Genomic DNA, 18,220 nt, shown 5'->3' on the forward strand with positions numbered 1-18,220 from the left:
CGCGCTGTTTTCATCTTCTTATTCAGAATTATCTTCATCATTGCCGGGTTCATATTCATGAAAAAAGTCCTGCCTTATCTGCTGTCTGCCGCTGTCTCCCTCGTCCCTGCCGCCTTCGTCCATGCCGCCACCGCACCTGCGCCCGTACAGCTGATCGTGCTCAGTTCCGGTGGGATCATGGGCGCTTTTCAAGCCATCAGCCCTGAGTACGAGCAAAGAGTCGGTGTGAAGTTGATCCCGGAAGTGGCGCCATCGATGGGTGCCACACCTCAGGCGATTCCTAACCGTCTGGCCCGCCGTGAGCCTGCCGACGTGGTGCTGATGGTGGGCTCGGCGCTGGACAAATTGATCAAGGACGGCCAGGTCGATCCGAAAACCCGTGTCGATATTGGCAAATCCTACATCGCCATGGCCGTGCGACACGGCGCGCCAAAACCGGATATCAGCACCATGGAAGCGTTCAAGGACACGTTGCTGAACGCCAAAAGCATCGCTTATTCCGACAGCGCCAGCGGTGTTTACCTGTCACGCGTGTTGTTCAATCAAATGCATATCGCTGACCGAATCAAGGACAAGAGCCACATGATCCCGGCAGAGCCGGTGGGTGCAGTGGTGGCCCGTGGCGACGCTGATATTGGCTTTCAGCAACTGAGCGAGCTCAAACCGGTTGAAGGCATCGACATCATCGGTCTGATCCCCGATCAAGCCCAGCAGATGACCCTTTATTCGGCGGGCGTCGTCACCCAGAGCAAGCACCCGGAACAGGCCAAAGCGCTGGTGGATTACCTGGGATCGAGCGCAGCGGCGGCGGCAGTCAAGACCAGCGGGCTGGACCCGATCGCGAAGTAAACCCGTGCGGCGTGCGAAGCAGCGGGTCGATCACTGATTTAACGGAATAAGCAGATAACTGTGGGAGCGGACTCGTCCGCGAAGAGGCCAGTACATTCAACGCATTTGTTGCGCCTGACGTATAGCCTTCGCGGACGAGTCCGCTCCCACGGGATTGGCGTCCAACACACCATCGCGGCAATTGGACGAGGGGCCAGGCCAACCTGGGTGAGTTAATCCAGCACCAACTCAATCAACTCGCCCCGTACGTCCTCACCCTCGATGTGCAACATTCCCACTGTAATCGGCAGCTTGAAACGCCGCGGCCCGGCGCTGCCCGGGTTGATGAACAACACGCCATGCCGCATCTGCTGCAACGGTTTATGCGAATGCCCGGTGACCACCACGCGGACATCTGCTGGCAGAGTCACCGGTACATCGGCCAGGATGTGCGTGACATAAATCGCCACCCCGCCCACCCGTAACATAGCCTCATACGGCACATCGCTGGCCCAGGCATCGTCGGTGTCGTTGTTGCCGCGCACCACCGTCAACGGCGCGATGGCACCTAACGCGTCGAGGATTTCCGGCTTGCCGATGTCGCCGCCGTGGATGATCTGATCACAACCCTGCAAAGCGCTCAGCGCTTGCGGTCGCAACAGACCATGGGTGTCGGAAATCAGGCCGATTTTCATGCTGTTCGATTACCCCTGAGCCGAAGCGGCGTTCTGCCGCGCCTGCACACGCTTCATGCTGATCATCGCCAGCAATGCGATCACTGCAACGAGCGAGGCGAAGAACTCGCCCACGTGACGCAAACCAAACGTATGAACACTAAAGCCCACAGCAATGACAGGGACGGAAATCGAGATGTACATCACCACGAAGTAAGCGGAGGTCACCGCCGCTTTATGATCCGGCGGACTCTTCGCACTCACCGCGCCCATGCCCGCGCGGAAAATCATGCCCTGCCCCATCCCGGCAACAAAGCCTGCCAGTACCAGCAACAGCACCTGCGTCGTAAGAATGCTCAAGCACAGGCAAATCATGCCGACGATCAACGCCAGACAACCCAGTGTCATGTGCCGCTGCGCCGGTAACCATTGCAGCGAAGCCTGCCCCACCACAGATGCCACAAAGAACAGGCCGATCACCGCGCCAATCAGCAGCCCGCTGGTTTGCCCCATCACTTGAATCATCAGCGACGGCACCATACTGGTGAACAACCCGGCGACGCTGAAGCCTGCCAGCCCGGCAATCGACGCGGGAATGAACACGCTGCGCACAGAAGCCGGAATCGATGGTTTCTGAATACTCAGGTGCAGCGTCTCAGGCCGAGTCACGGTTTCACGAGCCGACAAGACGCCGATCGCTGCCAACAGCAAAAACGCCAGGTGTATGTAGAAAATAAGATGCAGCGGGTCTGGAAGGTATTGCGAAGTGATCCCGGCCAGCAGCGGGCCAAGCCCCAGTCCAAACATGTTCGCGGCGGTGGCGATCAGCGTCGCGCGCTTGCTCCAGCGCTTGGGCGCCAGCTCAATCACCGCAACGGTGGCAGTACCAGTCATGATCCCCGCAGAAAACCCGGAAAACAGCCGACCGATCAACAGGCCAGCGATAGAGTCTGTGTACAGAAACACCACCGCACTGATTGCCCCCATCAACAGGCCCACGCACAGCAGCGGTTTGCGCCCCAATTGATCCGACCAGCTCCCCACTGCCAGCAGCGCCGCGATCACGCCAGCTGCATAAATAGAAAAGATGATCGTCACCCAACTCGCATCGAAGCCAAGGCGTTGCTGGTAGATCGCATACAGCGGCGTCGGCAGCGTCGTGCCCACCATGGCAATCAACAGCGCGCACGCCACCAGAAAAAAATCGCGCGTTGAAGATGAAGCGGCCTGTGTCATGGGGTCTCCCTGAGAAGTTGAAAACGGGGCGGCCATTATCAACGGATGTCGGCGCAAATCTGGAAATAAATTTACACAACCGAAGGTGCACGCTGTTAACGATGACATTTCAGCAGGCAGCGAAGCCGAAAATCCCGTCAGCGTGCTAGCCTTGCGCAACAACATAACGAAAGTGACTGCCCCGCATGTTATTTCGATTTCAGGCAGCCAGCCGCCCATGACCAAGAAAACCCCCGTCACCATTACTGACATCGCCCGCCGCGTGAACATGACGCCGGTGACTGTGTCCCGCGCGCTGAACAAGCCCGATCTCGTCAAACCGGCCACCCTGGCGCGCATTCTTGAGGTGGCTCAGGAACTGGATTACGTACCGAACGCGTTCGCCCGCAGCCTCAAGCGCAGTGAAAGCATGATCATCGGCGTGATCACAGCGTCGGTGGATAACCCTTTCTACAGCGAGATGATCAAGGCCATTTCGCGAGAAGCGAAAAAGCATGGCTATACCATCATGCTGGTCGACACCGACGGCTCCGAAGAGCTGGAAAGCAAGGCGGTGGACACGCTGCTCAGTTATCGCGTGGCCGGGATCGTGCTTTCACCGGTATCGGACGAGCCCGAATACCAGCCGGGGTATCTCTCACGCTTGAGTAATGGCGACATGCCGGTTGTGCAACTGGATCGGGCGTTGCAGGACAGCCCGTTCAGCCATGTGGTGCTGGACAACTACCACAGCGGCTTGAACGGCGCGCGCTACCTGCTGGCTCAAAATCCGGACATGCAGCGGCTGCTGGTATTGACCGGCCCTGCGCACTCGCGCATCTCCGAGGAGCGACTCAAAGGCGTAAAAGCGGCGCTGGCCGAAACCGGTAAAAAGGTGCAGCTGCATGTCTTTGCCGGGGATTACACCCTGGAACCCTCCTATCAGAGCACGCTGCGCTATCTGCGCGACCAACCCCGACCCGATGCGATTTTCGGTTTCAATCAGTTAATCACCCTAGGCGCGATGAAAGCCCTGCGTGATCAGAAAATCAGCCACGAGGACGTCACCATTTGCGGGATCGATCGGCTGCCTTTCGGTGACATCTTCGGTATCCCCATCGCCTGCATTGCCCACGATGCATCGCTGGCTGGCAGCAGCGCAGTCAGCATGTTGCTGGAGCGGATTCAGGATCGGACGCTGCCCAAAAGCAAAGTGGTGATCGTGGGCGAACTGGAGAATGGCGCCAGCTGAGCAGGCGACAAAGGGTTTAAGCTTCGGGCCCCATTCATGCCACCATGTGCGCCCTTGATTACGGCGCCCAGACCCGCTGCTCGATTTTTATGCAGCCCCGACGGCCTCGGCGCGAAACCAATAACAGTGAGGATTCGTACCATGCAAGACGTCGTTATCGTTGCCGCCACCCGCACCGCGGTCGGCAGTTTCCAAGGATCTCTGGCCAATATTCCTGCGGTTGATCTGGGTGCTGCCGTCATCCGTCAATTGCTGGCTCAGACCGGTCTCGACGGATCGCTTGTCGACGAAGTGATCATGGGCCAGGTACTAACCGCAGGCGCCGGGCAAAACCCTGCGCGCCAGGCATCGATCAAAGCAGGTCTGCCCTTTGCCGTTCCGGCCATGACCCTGAACAAGGTCTGCGGCTCGGGTCTGAAAGCGCTGCATCTGGCGACACAAGCGATTCGCTGCGGTGACGCCGACATCATCATCGCGGGCGGCCAGGAAAACATGAGCCTGTCCAACTACGTCATGCCCGGCGCACGCACCGGCCTGCGCATGGGCCACGCGACCATGATCGACACGATGATCAGCGACGGTTTGTGGGATGCGTTCAACGATTACCACATGGGCATCACCGCCGAGAACCTGTCGGAAAAGTACGACATCAGCCGTGAAGCGCAAGACGTGTTTGCAGCGTCCTCGCAGCAGAAAGCCACCGCCGCCGTTGAAGCGGGGCGTTTCGTCGATGAAATCACCCCGATCCTGATTCCTCAGCGCAAGGGCGACCCGCTGTCGTTCGCCACCGATGAACAGCCTCGCGCCGGCACCACCGCCGAATCGCTGGCCAAACTCAAACCTGCTTTCAAGAAAGACGGCACCGTGACAGCGGGCAATGCCTCGTCGCTCAATGATGGGGCTGCGGCAGTAATCCTCATGAGCGCTGCAAAAGCAGAAGAATTGGGCTTGCCGGTGTTGGCGCGCATCGCGGCTTACGCCAACGCCGGTGTCGATCCGGCCATCATGGGCATCGGCCCGGTAAGCGCGACACGCCGCTGCCTGGACAAGGCCGGCTGGTCGCTGGAAGAACTCGACCTGATCGAAGCCAACGAAGCCTTTGCGGCGCAATCGCTGTCGGTGGGTAAAGAGCTGGGCTGGGACATGAACAAAGTCAACGTCAACGGCGGCGCGATTGCCATCGGCCACCCGATCGGTGCGTCGGGCTGCCGCGTGCTGGTGACCCTGTTGCACGAAATGATCAAGCGCGACGCCAAGAAGGGCCTGGCGACGCTGTGCATTGGTGGTGGGCAAGGCGTGGCGTTGGCGTTGGTGCGGTAACACAGTCCTCATTTGTAGGAGCGCGCTTGCCCGCGATTGCGGTGCGTCAGAGACGTAAATGTGTCTTACGCACCGCAAATCGCGGGCAAGCGCGCTCCTACAACGGGTGGCGTTTCATCACTGCCACCCAAACCGCCGCACATAAAACCCCTTCACCGCCTGCGTCAGCGCGACATACCCCAGCAAGATCACCGGCAAGATGACGAAATACAGCGGCGGCAGTGCCTGCAATTTGAAGTAGTGCGCAAACGGCCCCATCGGCAGGAAAACCCCCACCGCCATGATCATCCCGGTCATCACCATCAACGGCATGGCCGCGCGGCTCTGCAGGAACGGGATCTTCGGAGTGCGGATCATGTGCACCACCAGGGTTTGCGTGAGCAGCCCGACGACAAACCAGCCAGACTGAAACAGCGTCTGATGCTCAGGCGTGTTCGCGCCGAATACGTACCACATGATCGCGAATGTGCTGATGTCGAAGATCGAACTGATCGGCCCGAAAAACAGCATGAAACGCCCCACTTCCGAAGGCTGCCAGCGCTGCGGTTTTTTCAGCAGCTCGTCGTCGACGTTATCGAACGGGATGGCAATCTGCGAAATGTCGTAAAGCAGGTTTTGCACCAGCAGATGCATCGGCAGCATCGGCAGAAACGGGATGAACGCACTGGCCACCAGCACCGAGAACACGTTGCCGAAGTTGGAGCTGGCGGTCATCTTGATGTACTTGAGCATGTTGGCGAATGTCCTGCGCCCCTCGAGTACGCCCTCCTCCAGCACCATCAGGCTTTTCTCCAGCAGAATGATGTCGGCAGCCTCTTTGGCGATGTCCACCGCGCTGTCCACCGAAATACCGATGTCCGCCGTGCGCAAGGCCGGGGCGTCGTTGATACCGTCACCCATGAAACCCACCACATGCCCGTTGGCCTTGAGCAGACGCACGATGCGTTCTTTGTGAGACGGTGTGAGTTTGGCGAAGACGTTGGTGGTTTCCACCGCCACCGCCAGTTCTACATCGCTCATGCGCTCGATATCGCCGCCCAGCAGCAACCCTTGGCGCTCCAGGCCCACTTCTCGGCAGATCTTCACGGTCACGCGCTCGTTGTCGCCGGTCAGCACTTTCACCGCAATGCCATGCTCGGCCAATGCCTTGAGCGCAGGCGCGGTGCTTTCTTTGGGCGGATCAAGAAACGCCACGTAACCGATCAGCGTCATGTCGCTTTCATCGGCCAGGCCATAAGTCTCACGACCGGCCTCCATTGAACGCGCAGCCACGGCGACAACGCGCAGGCCCTCTTCATTGAAAGCAGCCGTCACGTCGAGAATGCGTTCCAGCAATACATCGCTTAGCACCTCTTCGTCTTCGCCATGGCGCACGCGGGTGCAGACGCTAAGCACTTCTTCCAGCGCGCCCTTGCACACCAGCAGGTGCGGATGTCCCTGTTCAGCCACCACGACCGACATCCGGCGCCGATTGAAGTCGAACGGCACTTCATCGATCTTGCGAAACGCCGTGCCCACTTGCAGTTCGCGATGGACCTCAACATGCTCCAGCACCGCCACGTCCAGCAGGTTTTTAAGGCCGGTCTGGTAGTAGCTGTTGAGGTAGGCCATTTCCAGCACATCGTCAGATTCATCGCCCCAGACATCGACATGGCGTGCCAGGAAAATCTTGTCCTGGGTCAACGTGCCGGTCTTGTCCGTACACAGCACGTCCATAGCGCCGAAGTTCTGAATGGCATCCAGACGCTTGACGATGACCTTCTTGCGCGACAGGAACACCGCCCCCTTGGCCAAGGTGGAGGTGACGATCATTGGCAGCATTTCCGGGGTCAGCCCGACCGCGATGGACAGTGCGAACAGCAGCGCCTGCATCCAGTCGCCCTTGGTGAAGCCGTTGATGAACAGCACCAGCGGCGCCATCACGAACATGAAACGAATCAGCAGCCAGCTGACCTTGTTCACCCCGGACTGAAACGCAGTCGGCGCACGGTCGGTGGCGCTGACACGCTGGGCCAGCGCCCCGAAATAGGTGTGATTGCCGGTGGTGAGGATCACGCCGGTCGCCGCACCGGACACTACGTTGGTTCCCATGAACAGGACGTTTTCAAGGTCTAGCGGGGTGTCCGGTTGAGTGCCTTGGCGGCGGGGAAATTTCTCCACGGGCATGGATTCGCCCGTCATGGCGGCCTGGCTGACGAACAGGTCCTTGGCGCTGAGCACGCGGCAATCGGCGGGGATCATGTCGCCCGCTGACAACACGATCACATCCCCGGGCACCAGTTGCTTGATCGGCAGTTCGAGGCGTCGGGACCGGCTGGTTGTCTGCGCAAAATCAGCGTCATCGTGAGCGCGACGAAGCACCGTTGCGGTGTTGCTGACCATGGCCTTGAGCGCATCGGCCGCCTGATTGGAGCGCGCTTCCTGCCAGAACCGCAGCAGGGTCGATAGCACCACCATCGAGAAGATAACCGTGGCCGCTTTCATGTCCTCGGTCAGCCACGAGATGAACGCCAGCAAGGTCAGCAGCAGGTTGAACGGGTTTTTGTAGCAGTGCCACAGATGCACCCACCACGGCAGAGGTTGTTCGTGCTCGACTTCGTTGAGGCCATGGCGCTGACGCAGCGCTGCCGCCTGGGCATCGGTCAGGCCGTCGTTGTGGCTGCCGAGCTGGTCGAGCAAGGATTGAGCGTCGCTACTGGCCCCGCGAGTGAGGGTTTGCGCCAGCGTCGGCGGCACTTCGCGGCTGACGGTGGTGTCGGTCAAGCTGTCGAGCATCGCCAACCGGCGGAAGTGCCGGGCAATGTGCCGATTTTGCAGAAAGCCTGCGAAGAACTCTTTCAGGAGGGTGATTTTCATGGCTATGGCCCTGGGCTGAAGATTTTGCAAAAACCTTGAGCAGGCACTGCCGACCTGTAGCCACGAACCCCTTGGAACGATGGCACAACAGATTGGCCCGCACGCCAAAAAGGCGTGCGCGTTCGTTGCCCGATGGCGACCGGTAAGTCAGCCATCAGGCATTTGGTCAGCGTCATAAGAAAGGACAGGAGCAGATTCAGAACAGAACCTGCCGAGCTGCCGCCTCTCGCGTTGTCGGCGAGCGGGCGGCAGTGAAAAGACTGCGCGCTAGCGTGCCGAGGATTGGCCGGTGATCAATACCGGCTGACGTCTGTCACTCGAACTAGTACCCACTGAGGGTCTCCGCTTTGGTTGAAAACGGGCGAAGATTACGCCCGGCTTTATGCAGAGTAAACCGTCAGAAAGCGCCTTCGCCGGGTATCGGAAAAGTCTTCAGGGAGCGTTCAGGATTAGCCACAGGACGCGCAATCGATAACGCTATGACCGATGAATAAATGCACTTGTGGGAGCGGACCTGTCCGCGAATGCTGAGGTACAGCCGACCGGGATTTATCGTCTGTCCCGGCCTATTCGCGGACAGGTCCGCTCCGACGGTATTAACGCTTGACGACAGTTCCCATTCGGCCAGATCATGCGGCGCTCTACCCAGCCACAACACCGTATTTGACCAAACTGCTAAACTCCCGCGCCTCATTCCGATACCAAGGCGCCGTGCATGTCTTCGCTGAATCAGGCGCTTCGCGTCGCCCTCCATAATCGCCAATCGCTGCTGACTGAACTGCACGCTCAAGGCACCGATTGCTATCGCCTGTTCCATGGCAGCCAAGAAGGCGCCAGCGGCCTGACCATCGATCGCTACGGCCCGCAGTTGCTGATCCAGAGCTTTCATAACAGCCTTGATCGCGAATCCCTTCTGGCGGCGCACGCACTGGTGAACAGTCAACTGGGCCTGGAAACATTGCTGGTCTATAACGACCGCTCCCAAGGCAATTCGCGCATCGACCGCAATGACGCGGTGTACAAGGCCGATGACATAGCGCTGGAGGACATGATCGGCCATGAATGGGGCTTGAACTATCGAGTGCGTGGGCGGCATGCCGGGCAAGACCCGTTGCTGTTTCTGGACCTGCGCAATGCCCGGGGTTGGGTCAAGGATCACAGCGCCGGTAAAAGCGTGCTCAACCTGTTCGCCTATACCTGCGGCGTCGGTTTAAGCGCAGCAGCGGGCGGCGCCAGTGAAGTCTGCAATCTGGATTTCGCCGAAGGCAATCTGGCCGTCGGGCGAGAGAACGGCCTGCTGAACCCGCAGCTCAAAGCGATGGAGTTCATCCAGTCCGATTACTTCCCCGCCATCCGCCAGTTAGCCGGGTTGCCAGTTGCCGCACGTCGCGGCCACAAGCTGCCGGATTACCCTCGTCTGGAACAGCGCCAATACGATTTGGTACTGCTCGATCCCCCAGCGTGGGCCAAGAGCGCTTTTGGTACCGTTGATTTGCTGCGTGATTATCAAAGCCTGCTCAAGCCAGCCATTTTGACCACGGCCGGAGATGGCGTTCTGATCTGCTGCAACAATCTGGCGAAGGTCAGCCTGGAAGACTGGCGCGATCAAGTGCTGCGTTGCGCCACAAAAGTCGGCCGCCCCGTGCGTGAATCCCAGGTATTGACCCCTGGCGCGGACTTCCCGTCGATGGACCAACAGCCGCCGTTGAAAACGCTGATCTTGCAGTTCTGACATCCCGCAGGTATTTAGGAATCTTCCTACAGCCTCTGTAACAACCGATTTCGGAACCAGATTGGCGTGCCATACTCCAAGGACCTCCTATAAAGAGAGTCGACGCCCCACATGCCCAAAGGATTGAAACGCGCCATTGGCGCTTTGCTGGCCGTTTTCGCAATCTACAGTTTGCTGGGGTTTTTGATTTTGCCCGGTATTGCATTGCGGGTGATCAACCAACAGTTGGCGAACTACTCCACCGTTCCGGCGAAACTCGACCGACTGGAACTCAATCCCTATAGCCTTGAGGTCACGTTGTGGGGCTTGAACATCGGCGCACCTGGCAAGGAAGACGTCGGCTTCGAGCGCTTGTACGCGAACCTTCAGATCGACAGCTTGTGGACCCGCGCTCTGCACTTGAAAAAGGTGGAGCTGGACAAGCCCAAGACCGAACTGCTGTTTGCCAAAGACGGCAAACTCAATCTGGCGCAATTGTTCAAACTGCCGCCGAGCGAACCTGCCAAGCCAGACGAGCCCCCAAGTAAGCCGTTCCCGCTGCGCATCGGCGAAATCAAACTGGCCAGCGGTTACGTGCACTTTCAGGACTTGCGCCCGAGTGAGCCAATCGAGTTCCTTTACGACGCCCTGGATTTCGAGCTGAAAAACCTCAGCACTTTGCCTGAAGACAACGCCGACATGACCCTGGTCGCGGCTGGCCCTGCGGGCGGCCAGATTGACTGGGTCGGGCGCATCAGTCTGGTGCCGATCACCTCCGAAGGCACACTCAAAGTTACCGACGGCCAGATGAAAGTCTGGTGGCCCTACGTTCGGGACGCGCTGCCACTGGCGTTGCAGGACGGCATCCTCAATCTCAACACTCACTACAAGCTCAGCCTGGCAAAAGAAACCGAGCTGTTGCTGGATAACACCTCTCTAAGCGTCGCGCCGTTCGGGATCAATGCGCCAGACGGCCGTCCGCTGGTGCGCCTGAAAAAGCTCGAGGTGAGCGACACGTCTATTGATCTGGCCAAGCAGTTGGTCACGGTCGGCAAGATCCGCAGCAACGGTCTTGAGACTTGGGCGGCGCGAGAAGCCGACGGTCAACTCGACTGGCAAAAACTCTTCGCCAGTCAGCCTGCCAAAGCCAGTGAAGCGGCGAAAAAAGAGCCAGCTGCCGCATCGGGAACCGAAGCCAAGAAAGCCGAAATTGCTGCTGCCCCGAGCAAACCGTGGCAGGTCCTGCTGCGCGATGTTCAACTTCGCGACTACAAGGTGCATTTAGCGGACCGAGTGCCGAAAGAACCGGTAGAGATAGACCTCGGGCCGTTGAACCTAGACGTGCAGAATTTCGACAGCCTCAACAAATCGCCCTTTAACCTCAAGCTCGACACCGGGCTTGGCAAGCAGGGCAAGCTGACCGCCGAAGGTGAGGTCAATCTTGCTCCCGTTCGCGCCAAGCTCAATGTCACCACGCGTGATATCGATCTGCGAGTAGCCCAGGCCTACGTCACGCCGTTCATTCGCCTGGAAGTGCGCAGCGGCATGCTCAACACCGATCTTGCCGTTGACCTGAAAAGCACCGAGCCTTTGGCATTGGGTGTGACCGGCAAGGTCCAGGTTGATCAACTCCACACCCTGGATACGCTCAAATCCCGAGACTTCGTTCGCTGGCAGCAACTGAATCTTGAAGGCCTGAATTTCCAGCTCGGCGACAGCCTGACCATCGCTCAGGTCAATCTTGAGCAGCCTTACGCGCGCTTCATCATTGCTGACGATCGCACCACCAACATCAATGACCTCCTGGTACCGCAGCCAGCGGACAGCAGTACCAATGCCGCTGCCGCAAAAACCAAAGCAGCCAGTAACGAAAAGCCCATGGGCATTCGCATCGGTGAAGTGAACATCAACAACGGCTCTGCCAACTTCGCAGACTTCAGCCTGACGCCCAACTTTGCCACCGCTGTTCAGCAGCTCAATGGCAAGATCGGCACCCTCGATAATCGTCAGAACAAACCTGCCAGCGTCAACATCAATGGCAAGGTCGACCGTTACGCGCCAGTGACCATCAAGGGCGCGCTCAACCCGTTTGATCCACTGGCGAGTCTCGACATCGCCACCAGCTTCAAACGCGTCGAGCTGACCAATCTGACGCCTTACTCCGGCAAGTTTGCGGGCTATCGCATTCGCAAGGGCCGGCTGAATCTCGATCTGCATTACCTGATCACCAAAGGTCAGCTCAAGGCAGAGAACAAGGTAGTGCTGGAACAGCTGCAGTTGGGCGAGAAGGTTGATAGCCCTGATGCAGTCAGTTTGCCGCTCAAACTCGCCATCGCATTGCTCAAGGATTCCGACGGCAAGATTTCCATCGAACTGCCGGTCTCGGGCGACCTGAACAATCCGCAGTTCAGCGTAATGCCGATTGTGTGGCAGACCCTGCGCAATCTGGTGGTACGTGCGGCGACCGCACCGTTCAAGTTCATCGGTGGGCTGGTCAGTGGGGGCGGCTCGCAAGACCTCGGTACCGTATCGTTCGCAGCGGGTTCGGATGAATTGAGCGGGGAAGCCCAAGCATCCCTCGACAAGCTGTCGGCGGCGCTCAAGGAGCGTCCGGCATTGCGCCTGGAGATTGAGGGCACCAGCGCTGAATCCAGTGACGGTCCGTTGATTGCCCAGCAGCGCCTGGAACGCGAATACCAGAGCACGTACTACAAGATCCTCCAGCGTCGCGGCGATAAAGTGCCCGCCCAAGCGAGCGATCTGCAAGTGCCTGACAGCGAGAAGCCACCGATGCTCGAAGGCATTTACCGCACGCGCCTTAAACAGCAACCGCCCGCCGAATGGGTTGATCTGGGCAAGGAAGAACGCCAGGGCAAGATGCGTGAAGCGGTACTTAAATCCTGGAGCTCCAGCGCTTTATTGCTTCGTCAATTGGGACAATCGCGCGCCAGCAGCATCAAGGACTATCTGGTCGACAAAGGCCAATTGGCGGATGATCGCGTGTATTTCGTCGACGCCAGTCTGGGTCAGGCCGAAAAAGACGGGCGCGTCATTAGCCCACTGCATCTGGACAGCGAGTAACGGCATTTGAAGAACGTGCGAGCGGGGATTTGGGTTGGACTTGGTCTATCGGTGCTGTCGGCACTGGCTCAGGCAGGAACGTTGCGTTGCGGCAGTCAGCTGATCAGCGTGGGTGACCGTATGTTCGAGGTGCAGCAGAAATGCGGCCAGCCCGTGAGCCAGGACGTGATTGGCTACAAAGAGACGGTCAATCACTTCCGTCAGGTGGATCAGGTTCAGGTTCAGGAATGGATCTACGGACCTAACAACGGCATGTATCAGTATCTGAGATTCGAGGGTGGCCGGCTGGTGTTGATCGACAGCAAGCGCGGTAAGTGAAGCCCTGCAGGATTTGTACGCGTTGCACAATTTGTAGGAGCGCGCTTGCCCGCGATAGGTTTGGTGTCGATGCAGGCTTGTCAGAAACCGCAATCGCGGGCAAGCGCGCTCCTACAGAGTTTCCGAACCCACAATAGAACAGGCCCCGACGTAATCGCCGAGGCCTGTAATGACCACGTCCTTGTGGTCTTTCGCATGAACCTTCAATCGTTCAGTCAGCGCTCGTCATGAGCACCGACTGACGTTTTCCATGGTCATTTCATATCTGGGAGCTGATTACTCAGCTTTCAGGCCGTCAGCCGAAACAGCTTTGACGCCTTTGATTTTCTTGGTGATGGCTACAGCAGTAGTCTTCTGAGCTTCTGTGATAGCAACGGTCGACGACAGGGAAACCACGCCTTTGTTGGTTTCTACCTTGATGTCAGAACCTGGAATGCCTTTTTCAGTCAGCAGATCAGATTTAACTTTGGTGGTGATCCAAGTGTCAGAAGTAGCTTCTTTGGTTTTGGCGACTTCGTTTGCAGCAACCACCATCGGCGCTTTAGTAGAAGTCTCAGCCAGGGCAACGTTGGCCATAGTCAGAGTCAGAGCAGCGGTAGCAGCAGCGATAGCGAACTTCTTCATACGAGTAACTCCTGTTTTTCTCAGAATCTGCAGCAAGCGTATCGCTGCAGGGTTACGGTATATATCGCAAGCGGTGTGCCAACGCAGTGATACGATTAAAACCTATATATTTCAATGGCTTATATTTTTAGCTGGCGTCGACAGTCGTGCAGATTGCCCGTTTACACAAAGTTCCGATTGCAAGATGCATGTTCTGACAAGCGTGGATACGCGCGTTAGCCACGTAACTCCTTAAAAGCGCTCATAAAAAAAGGACCCCGAGGGGTCCTTTTCAACGACAGGTAAAGCCAGGTGCGATTAAACGCCTGAGGCTTTCGCTGCTGCTACGTCTTTGATCGACAGCTTGATACGGCCGCGGTTGTCCACGTCCAGCACCAGAACTTCAACTTCCTGACCTTCTTGCAACACGTCGGTCACTTTCTCGACCCGAGCATCGCTCAGCATTGAGATGTGAACCAGGCCGTCTTTGCCAGGCAGGATGTTGACGAATGCGCCGAAGTCGACGATGCGCTCAACCTTACCGACGTAGATTTTGCCGATCTCGGCTTCGGCAGTGATGCCCAGAACGCGCTGACGTGCTGCTTCAGCTGCTTCTTTGGTTTCGCCGAAGATCTTGATCGAGCCGTCGTCTTCGATGTCGATCGAAGCTTTGGTTTCTTCGCAGATAGCACGGATGGTCGCGCCGCCTTTACCGATAACATCACGGATTTTGTCGGTGTCGATCTTCATTGCGATCATGGTCGGAGCATTTTCCGACAGCTCGGTACGCGACGTGCCGATGATCTGGTTCATCTGACCGAGGATGTTCAGGCGCGCTTCCAGGGCTTGGCCCAGAGCGATCTCCATGATTTCTTCGGTGATGCCTTTGATCTTGATGTCCATCTGCAGCGCGGTAACGCCTTTGGCAGTACCCGCTACTTTGAAGTCCATGTCGCCGAGGTGGTCTTCGTCACCAAGGATGTCGGTCAGGATGGCGAACTTCTCGCCTTCTTTAACCAGGCCCATGGCGATACCGGCGACCGGCGCCTTCATTGGAACGCCAGCGTCCATCAGGGCCAGGGAAGCGCCGCAGACCGAAGCCATGGAGCTCGAACCGTTGGACTCAGTGATTTCCGACACCACACGAATGGTGTACGGGAACACGTCAGCAGCAGGCAGCATCGCCTGAACCGAACGACGAGCCAGGCGGCCGTGACCGATTTCACGACGACCAGCACCGCCCATGCGACCACACTCGCCCACCGAGAACGGAGGGAAGTTGTAGTGCAGCATGAACGGGTCTTTACGCTCGCCTTCAAGGGTGTCGAGCAGCTGAGCGTCACGGGCAGTACCCAAGGTCGCTACAACCAGCGCCTGAGTTTCGCCACGGGTGAACAGTGCAGAACCGTGAGTCTTCGGCAGTACGCCAACTTCGATGTTCAGCGGACGCACGGTCTTGGTGTCGCGACCGTCGATACGTGGCTTGCCGTTTACGATGTTTTCGCGAACGGTGCGGTATTCGATTTCGCCGAACGCTGCTTTCACTTCGCTGGCAGACGGGCTGCCTTCTTCAACGGCCAGTTTTGCAACGATCTGGTCTTTCAGCTCGCCCAGACGCGCGTAGCGGTCAGCCTTGACGGTGATGGTGTAAGCCTGGGAAATCGCGTCGCCGAACTCGGAACGGATAGCACCCAGCAATGCAGTCGCTTCAGGCTTCGGTGCCCATGCCCAAGTAGGCTTGGCGGCTTCAGCAGCCAGCTCGGTAACCGCTTTGATGACCGATTGGAATTCGTCGTGGGCAAACAATACAGCGCCCAGCATCTGGTCTTCGGTGAGCTCTTTGGCTTCCGATTCAACCATCAATACCGCTTCGGACGTACCGGCAACGACCATGTCCAGGCTCGATGCTTTAAGTTGTTCGTAAGTCGGGTTCAGCAAATAGCCGGTGCTTTCGTGGAAAGCAACGCGCGCGGCGCCGATAGGGCCGTCGAACGGAATGCCGGAGATGGCCAACGCAGCCGAAGTACCGATCATTGCAGCGATGTCCGGATCGGTTTTTTTGCTGGTGGAAACGACGGTGCAGACAACCTGCACTTCGTTCATGAAGCCTTCAGGGAAGAGGGGGCGGATCGGACGGTCGATCAAACGCGAGGTCAGGGTTTCTTTTTCGGAAGGACGGCCTTCACGCTTGAAGAAACCGCCTGGGATCTTGCCTGCGGCGTAGGTTTTTTCTTGGTAGTGCACGGAAAGGGGGAAGAAGCCTTTGCTCGCGTCTGCATGCTTGGCGCCGACCACAGTCACGAGAACGGTGACGTCGTCGTCAACGGTGACCAATACTGCACCAGAAGCTTGACGGGCAATGCGGCCTGTCTCGAGGGTTACGGTCGATTGACCGAATTGAAACTTCTTGATTACCGGGTTCACGGTTTCCTACCTTCTTTGTGGCTCTTTGGGGAACTGGTTTCTTGCGAATTCTTGGGCAGCGGCGGGAATCGGACCCGTCGACAGTCCAGATAAAACTTGAGGCTGGAAGCCCGCCCGGCTCACCGATAACCGATGAGCCCGCGACGGACAACCAACCTCTACCTGAGTCGTTATTAGCGACGCAGACCCAGACGCGCGATCAGTGCTGCGTAACGGCTGATCTCTTTGCCCTTCAGGTAATCCAGCAGCTTGCGACGCTGGTTTACCATACGGATCAGACCACGACGAGAGTGGTGATCTTTACCGTTGGCTTTGAAGTGACCTTGCAGTTTGTTGATGTTGGCGGTCAGCAGTGCAACTTGCACTTCTGGCGAACCAGTATCACCAACAGCTTGCTGGTAGTCGGTTACGATCTGAGCTTTTTCTTCAACGCTGAGTGCCATGTGGGCAATCCTTTTATCAGGAAATCGTTTCAGAGAAACGACTTCAACAGGCCGAGAGCAAACTCTCGTATTAAAAAGTGAGGGGTGACCGTGCCTGTTAACAGCCACCCTCATTACCACTGAGCCAGGAAATCCCTGTCTCGATGGGTCCGGTCATTCCGACCGAATCAATCGACGCGGCGCGATTCGCCCGTCTTCACTCACTTCACCGATTCCGATGAAGCGTCCTTCATGATCCTGCACCCGAACCATGCCTGACTGCGGCGCGTCCGGTGCTCTGACTGGCTGACCGTGCAACCAGTAAAACGAACTGTGCTCGGAAAACTGTAGCAGCGGCCAGTGCAGCAATCCGCTGTCTGATGGCATCAGGAACCGATCAACCGCTTCATTGCCACCTTCGGCGTGAACCGCTTCCAACTCTTCCAGCGTTACCGTCTGGGTGAGGTCGAAAGGCCCTGCATGCGTGCGGCGCAGCTCTGCAACATAAGCACCACACCCCAGCTGCTCGCCGATGTCTTCAACCAGGGTACGAATATAAGTGCCCTTGGTGCAGTCGACCGACAGACGCGCTGTTTCGCCTTCACACGCCAGTAATTCCAGGCGCGCAATAGTAACAGAACGCGCCTCGCGCTCCACCACTTCCCCCGCACGTGCCAGCTTGTACAACGGCTGGCCATCACGCTTGAGGGCGGAGTACATCGGAGGTATCTGACTGATTTGTCCACGAAAACAGGGCAACGCCGCTTCGATTTCGGTACGACCAACGGTTACCGGACGCGTCTGCAAAACCTCACCCTCAGCATCTGCCGTGGTGGTGGTTTTCCCCAACTGCATCAGGGTTTCATAACCCTTGTCCGAATCGAGCAGGTATTGCGAAAACTTGGTTGCCTCTCCAAAGCACAACGGCAGCACGCCTGTGGCCAGAGGATCAAGGCTGCCGGTATGGCCAGCCTTTTCGGCATTGAGCAACCAACGCACCTTCTGCAAAGCTGCGTTGGACGTAAAACCCAGCGGCTTGTCGAGCAGGATGATCCCGCTGACGTTGCGGCGAATACGCTTGACCTGAGCCACGCCTTACTCCCCGGAACCGTCTGGCTTTTCGCCCTGCGGATGTTGACCGTCTTCGGCCACCGCACGCTCGATCAGCGCAGAAAGGTGAGCACCACGCACGACGCTTTCGTCGTAGTGGAAGTGCAGTTGAGGCACGCTGCGCAGCTTCATTTCACGAGCCAACTGCATACGCAGGAAACCTGCTGCTGCGTTAAGCACCTTTATCGTCTGAGCGATTTCTTCCGCGCTGTCCTGACCCATGACGGTCATGAAAATCTTGGCGTGGCCCACATCGCGACTCACATCGACCGCGGTGATGGTGACCAACCCTACGCGGGGGTCCTTGATTTCACGGCGGATCAACTGCGCCAGCTCACGCTGCATCTGATCACCGATACGTTGGGTACGGCTGTATTCTTTTGCCATGTCTTGTTACCTGTCACTG

The 18,220-nt window shown here is 57.8% G+C and carries 14 protein-coding genes; 6 read left to right on the forward strand and 8 right to left on the reverse strand.

All coding sequences use genetic code 11. The annotated features are described in order from the left end of the window. Window positions 1-57 precede the first annotated feature (57 nt). Window positions 58-849: a substrate-binding domain-containing protein gene (locus tag ACWKV9_RS20530; RefSeq protein ID WP_483837969.1), complete on the forward strand. Its 792-nt coding sequence runs from the start codon at window positions 58-60 to the stop codon at window positions 847-849. Between the two features lie 212 nt (window positions 850-1,061). Here ACWKV9_RS20530 and ACWKV9_RS20535 read toward each other — a convergent pair whose 3' ends face one another. Together ACWKV9_RS20535 and ACWKV9_RS20540 are read right to left on the reverse strand one after the other, a co-directional pair. Further along, on the reverse strand, window positions 1,062-1,523 hold the full coding sequence (locus ACWKV9_RS20535; RefSeq protein ID WP_483837970.1) for a metallophosphoesterase family protein: 462 nt from the start codon (window positions 1,521-1,523) through the stop codon (window positions 1,062-1,064). Between the two features lie 9 nt (window positions 1,524-1,532). Continuing rightward, window positions 1,533-2,738 (reverse strand): MFS transporter, encoded by a 1,206-nt coding sequence (locus ACWKV9_RS20540; protein ID WP_483837971.1) that lies wholly within the window; start codon window positions 2,736-2,738, stop codon window positions 1,533-1,535. A gap of 217 nt (window positions 2,739-2,955) precedes the next feature. Here ACWKV9_RS20540 and ACWKV9_RS20545 point away from each other — a divergent pair, with 217 nt between their 5' ends. Both ACWKV9_RS20545 and ACWKV9_RS20550 read left to right on the forward strand, forming a co-directional pair. Beyond that, window positions 2,956-3,969 (forward strand): LacI family DNA-binding transcriptional regulator, encoded by a 1,014-nt coding sequence (locus ACWKV9_RS20545; RefSeq protein WP_483837972.1) that lies wholly within the window; start codon window positions 2,956-2,958, stop codon window positions 3,967-3,969. 141 nt (window positions 3,970-4,110) lie between these two features. Continuing rightward, window positions 4,111-5,289 (forward strand): acetyl-CoA C-acetyltransferase, encoded by a 1,179-nt coding sequence (locus tag ACWKV9_RS20550; RefSeq protein ID WP_483837973.1) that lies wholly within the window; start codon window positions 4,111-4,113, stop codon window positions 5,287-5,289. 117 nt (window positions 5,290-5,406) lie between these two features. On the opposite strand, the gene mgtA is transcribed toward ACWKV9_RS20550, so the two are convergent. Continuing rightward, window positions 5,407-8,145 (reverse strand): magnesium-translocating P-type ATPase, encoded by a 2,739-nt coding sequence (mgtA, locus tag ACWKV9_RS20555; protein ID WP_483837974.1) that lies wholly within the window; start codon window positions 8,143-8,145, stop codon window positions 5,407-5,409. Between the two features lie 715 nt (window positions 8,146-8,860). Here mgtA and ACWKV9_RS20560 point away from each other — a divergent pair. The 3 genes from ACWKV9_RS20560 (at window position 8,861) to ACWKV9_RS20570 (ending at window position 13,255) form a co-directional block, all read left to right on the forward strand. After that, window positions 8,861-9,877, forward strand: a complete 1,017-nt coding sequence (locus tag ACWKV9_RS20560; protein WP_483837975.1) for a class I SAM-dependent rRNA methyltransferase — start codon at window positions 8,861-8,863, stop codon at window positions 9,875-9,877. 111 nt (window positions 9,878-9,988) lie between these two features. Beyond that, on the forward strand, window positions 9,989-12,937 hold the full coding sequence (locus tag ACWKV9_RS20565; protein ID WP_483837976.1) for a DUF748 domain-containing protein: 2,949 nt from the start codon (window positions 9,989-9,991) through the stop codon (window positions 12,935-12,937). Window positions 12,938-12,964: 27 nt separating this feature from the next. Further along, window positions 12,965-13,255, forward strand: coding sequence for a DUF2845 domain-containing protein (locus tag ACWKV9_RS20570; RefSeq protein WP_483838090.1), 291 nt, complete (start codon window positions 12,965-12,967; stop codon window positions 13,253-13,255). A 276-nt stretch (window positions 13,256-13,531) separates the two neighbouring features. On the opposite strand, the gene ACWKV9_RS20575 is transcribed toward ACWKV9_RS20570, so the two are convergent. The 5 genes from ACWKV9_RS20575 to rbfA all read right to left on the reverse strand — a co-directional run bounded on the left by ACWKV9_RS20575 (window position 13,532) and on the right by rbfA (window position 18,201). After that, complete coding sequence (locus ACWKV9_RS20575; protein WP_483837977.1) at window positions 13,532-13,879, reverse strand: BON domain-containing protein; 348 nt, start codon at window positions 13,877-13,879, stop codon at window positions 13,532-13,534. A 297-nt stretch (window positions 13,880-14,176) separates the two neighbouring features. After that, entirely contained in the window at window positions 14,177-16,282 is a 2,106-nt protein-coding gene (gene pnp / locus ACWKV9_RS20580; protein ID WP_483837978.1) for a polyribonucleotide nucleotidyltransferase, read from the reverse strand. A gap of 173 nt (window positions 16,283-16,455) precedes the next feature. Next, window positions 16,456-16,725, reverse strand: coding sequence for a 30S ribosomal protein S15 (rpsO, locus tag ACWKV9_RS20585; protein ID WP_483837979.1), 270 nt, complete (start codon window positions 16,723-16,725; stop codon window positions 16,456-16,458). Between the two features lie 153 nt (window positions 16,726-16,878). After that, the gene (gene truB, locus ACWKV9_RS20590) at window positions 16,879-17,796 is read right to left on the reverse strand and encodes a tRNA pseudouridine(55) synthase TruB (RefSeq protein WP_483837980.1); all 918 of its coding nucleotides are present in this window, start codon (window positions 17,794-17,796) and stop codon (window positions 16,879-16,881) included. A 3-nt stretch (window positions 17,797-17,799) separates the two neighbouring features. Next, complete coding sequence (gene rbfA, locus ACWKV9_RS20595) at window positions 17,800-18,201, reverse strand: 30S ribosome-binding factor RbfA (RefSeq protein WP_483837981.1); 402 nt, start codon at window positions 18,199-18,201, stop codon at window positions 17,800-17,802. Between the last annotated feature and the right edge of the window lie 19 nt (window positions 18,202-18,220).

This window comes from Pseudomonas corni, assembly GCF_057128765.1.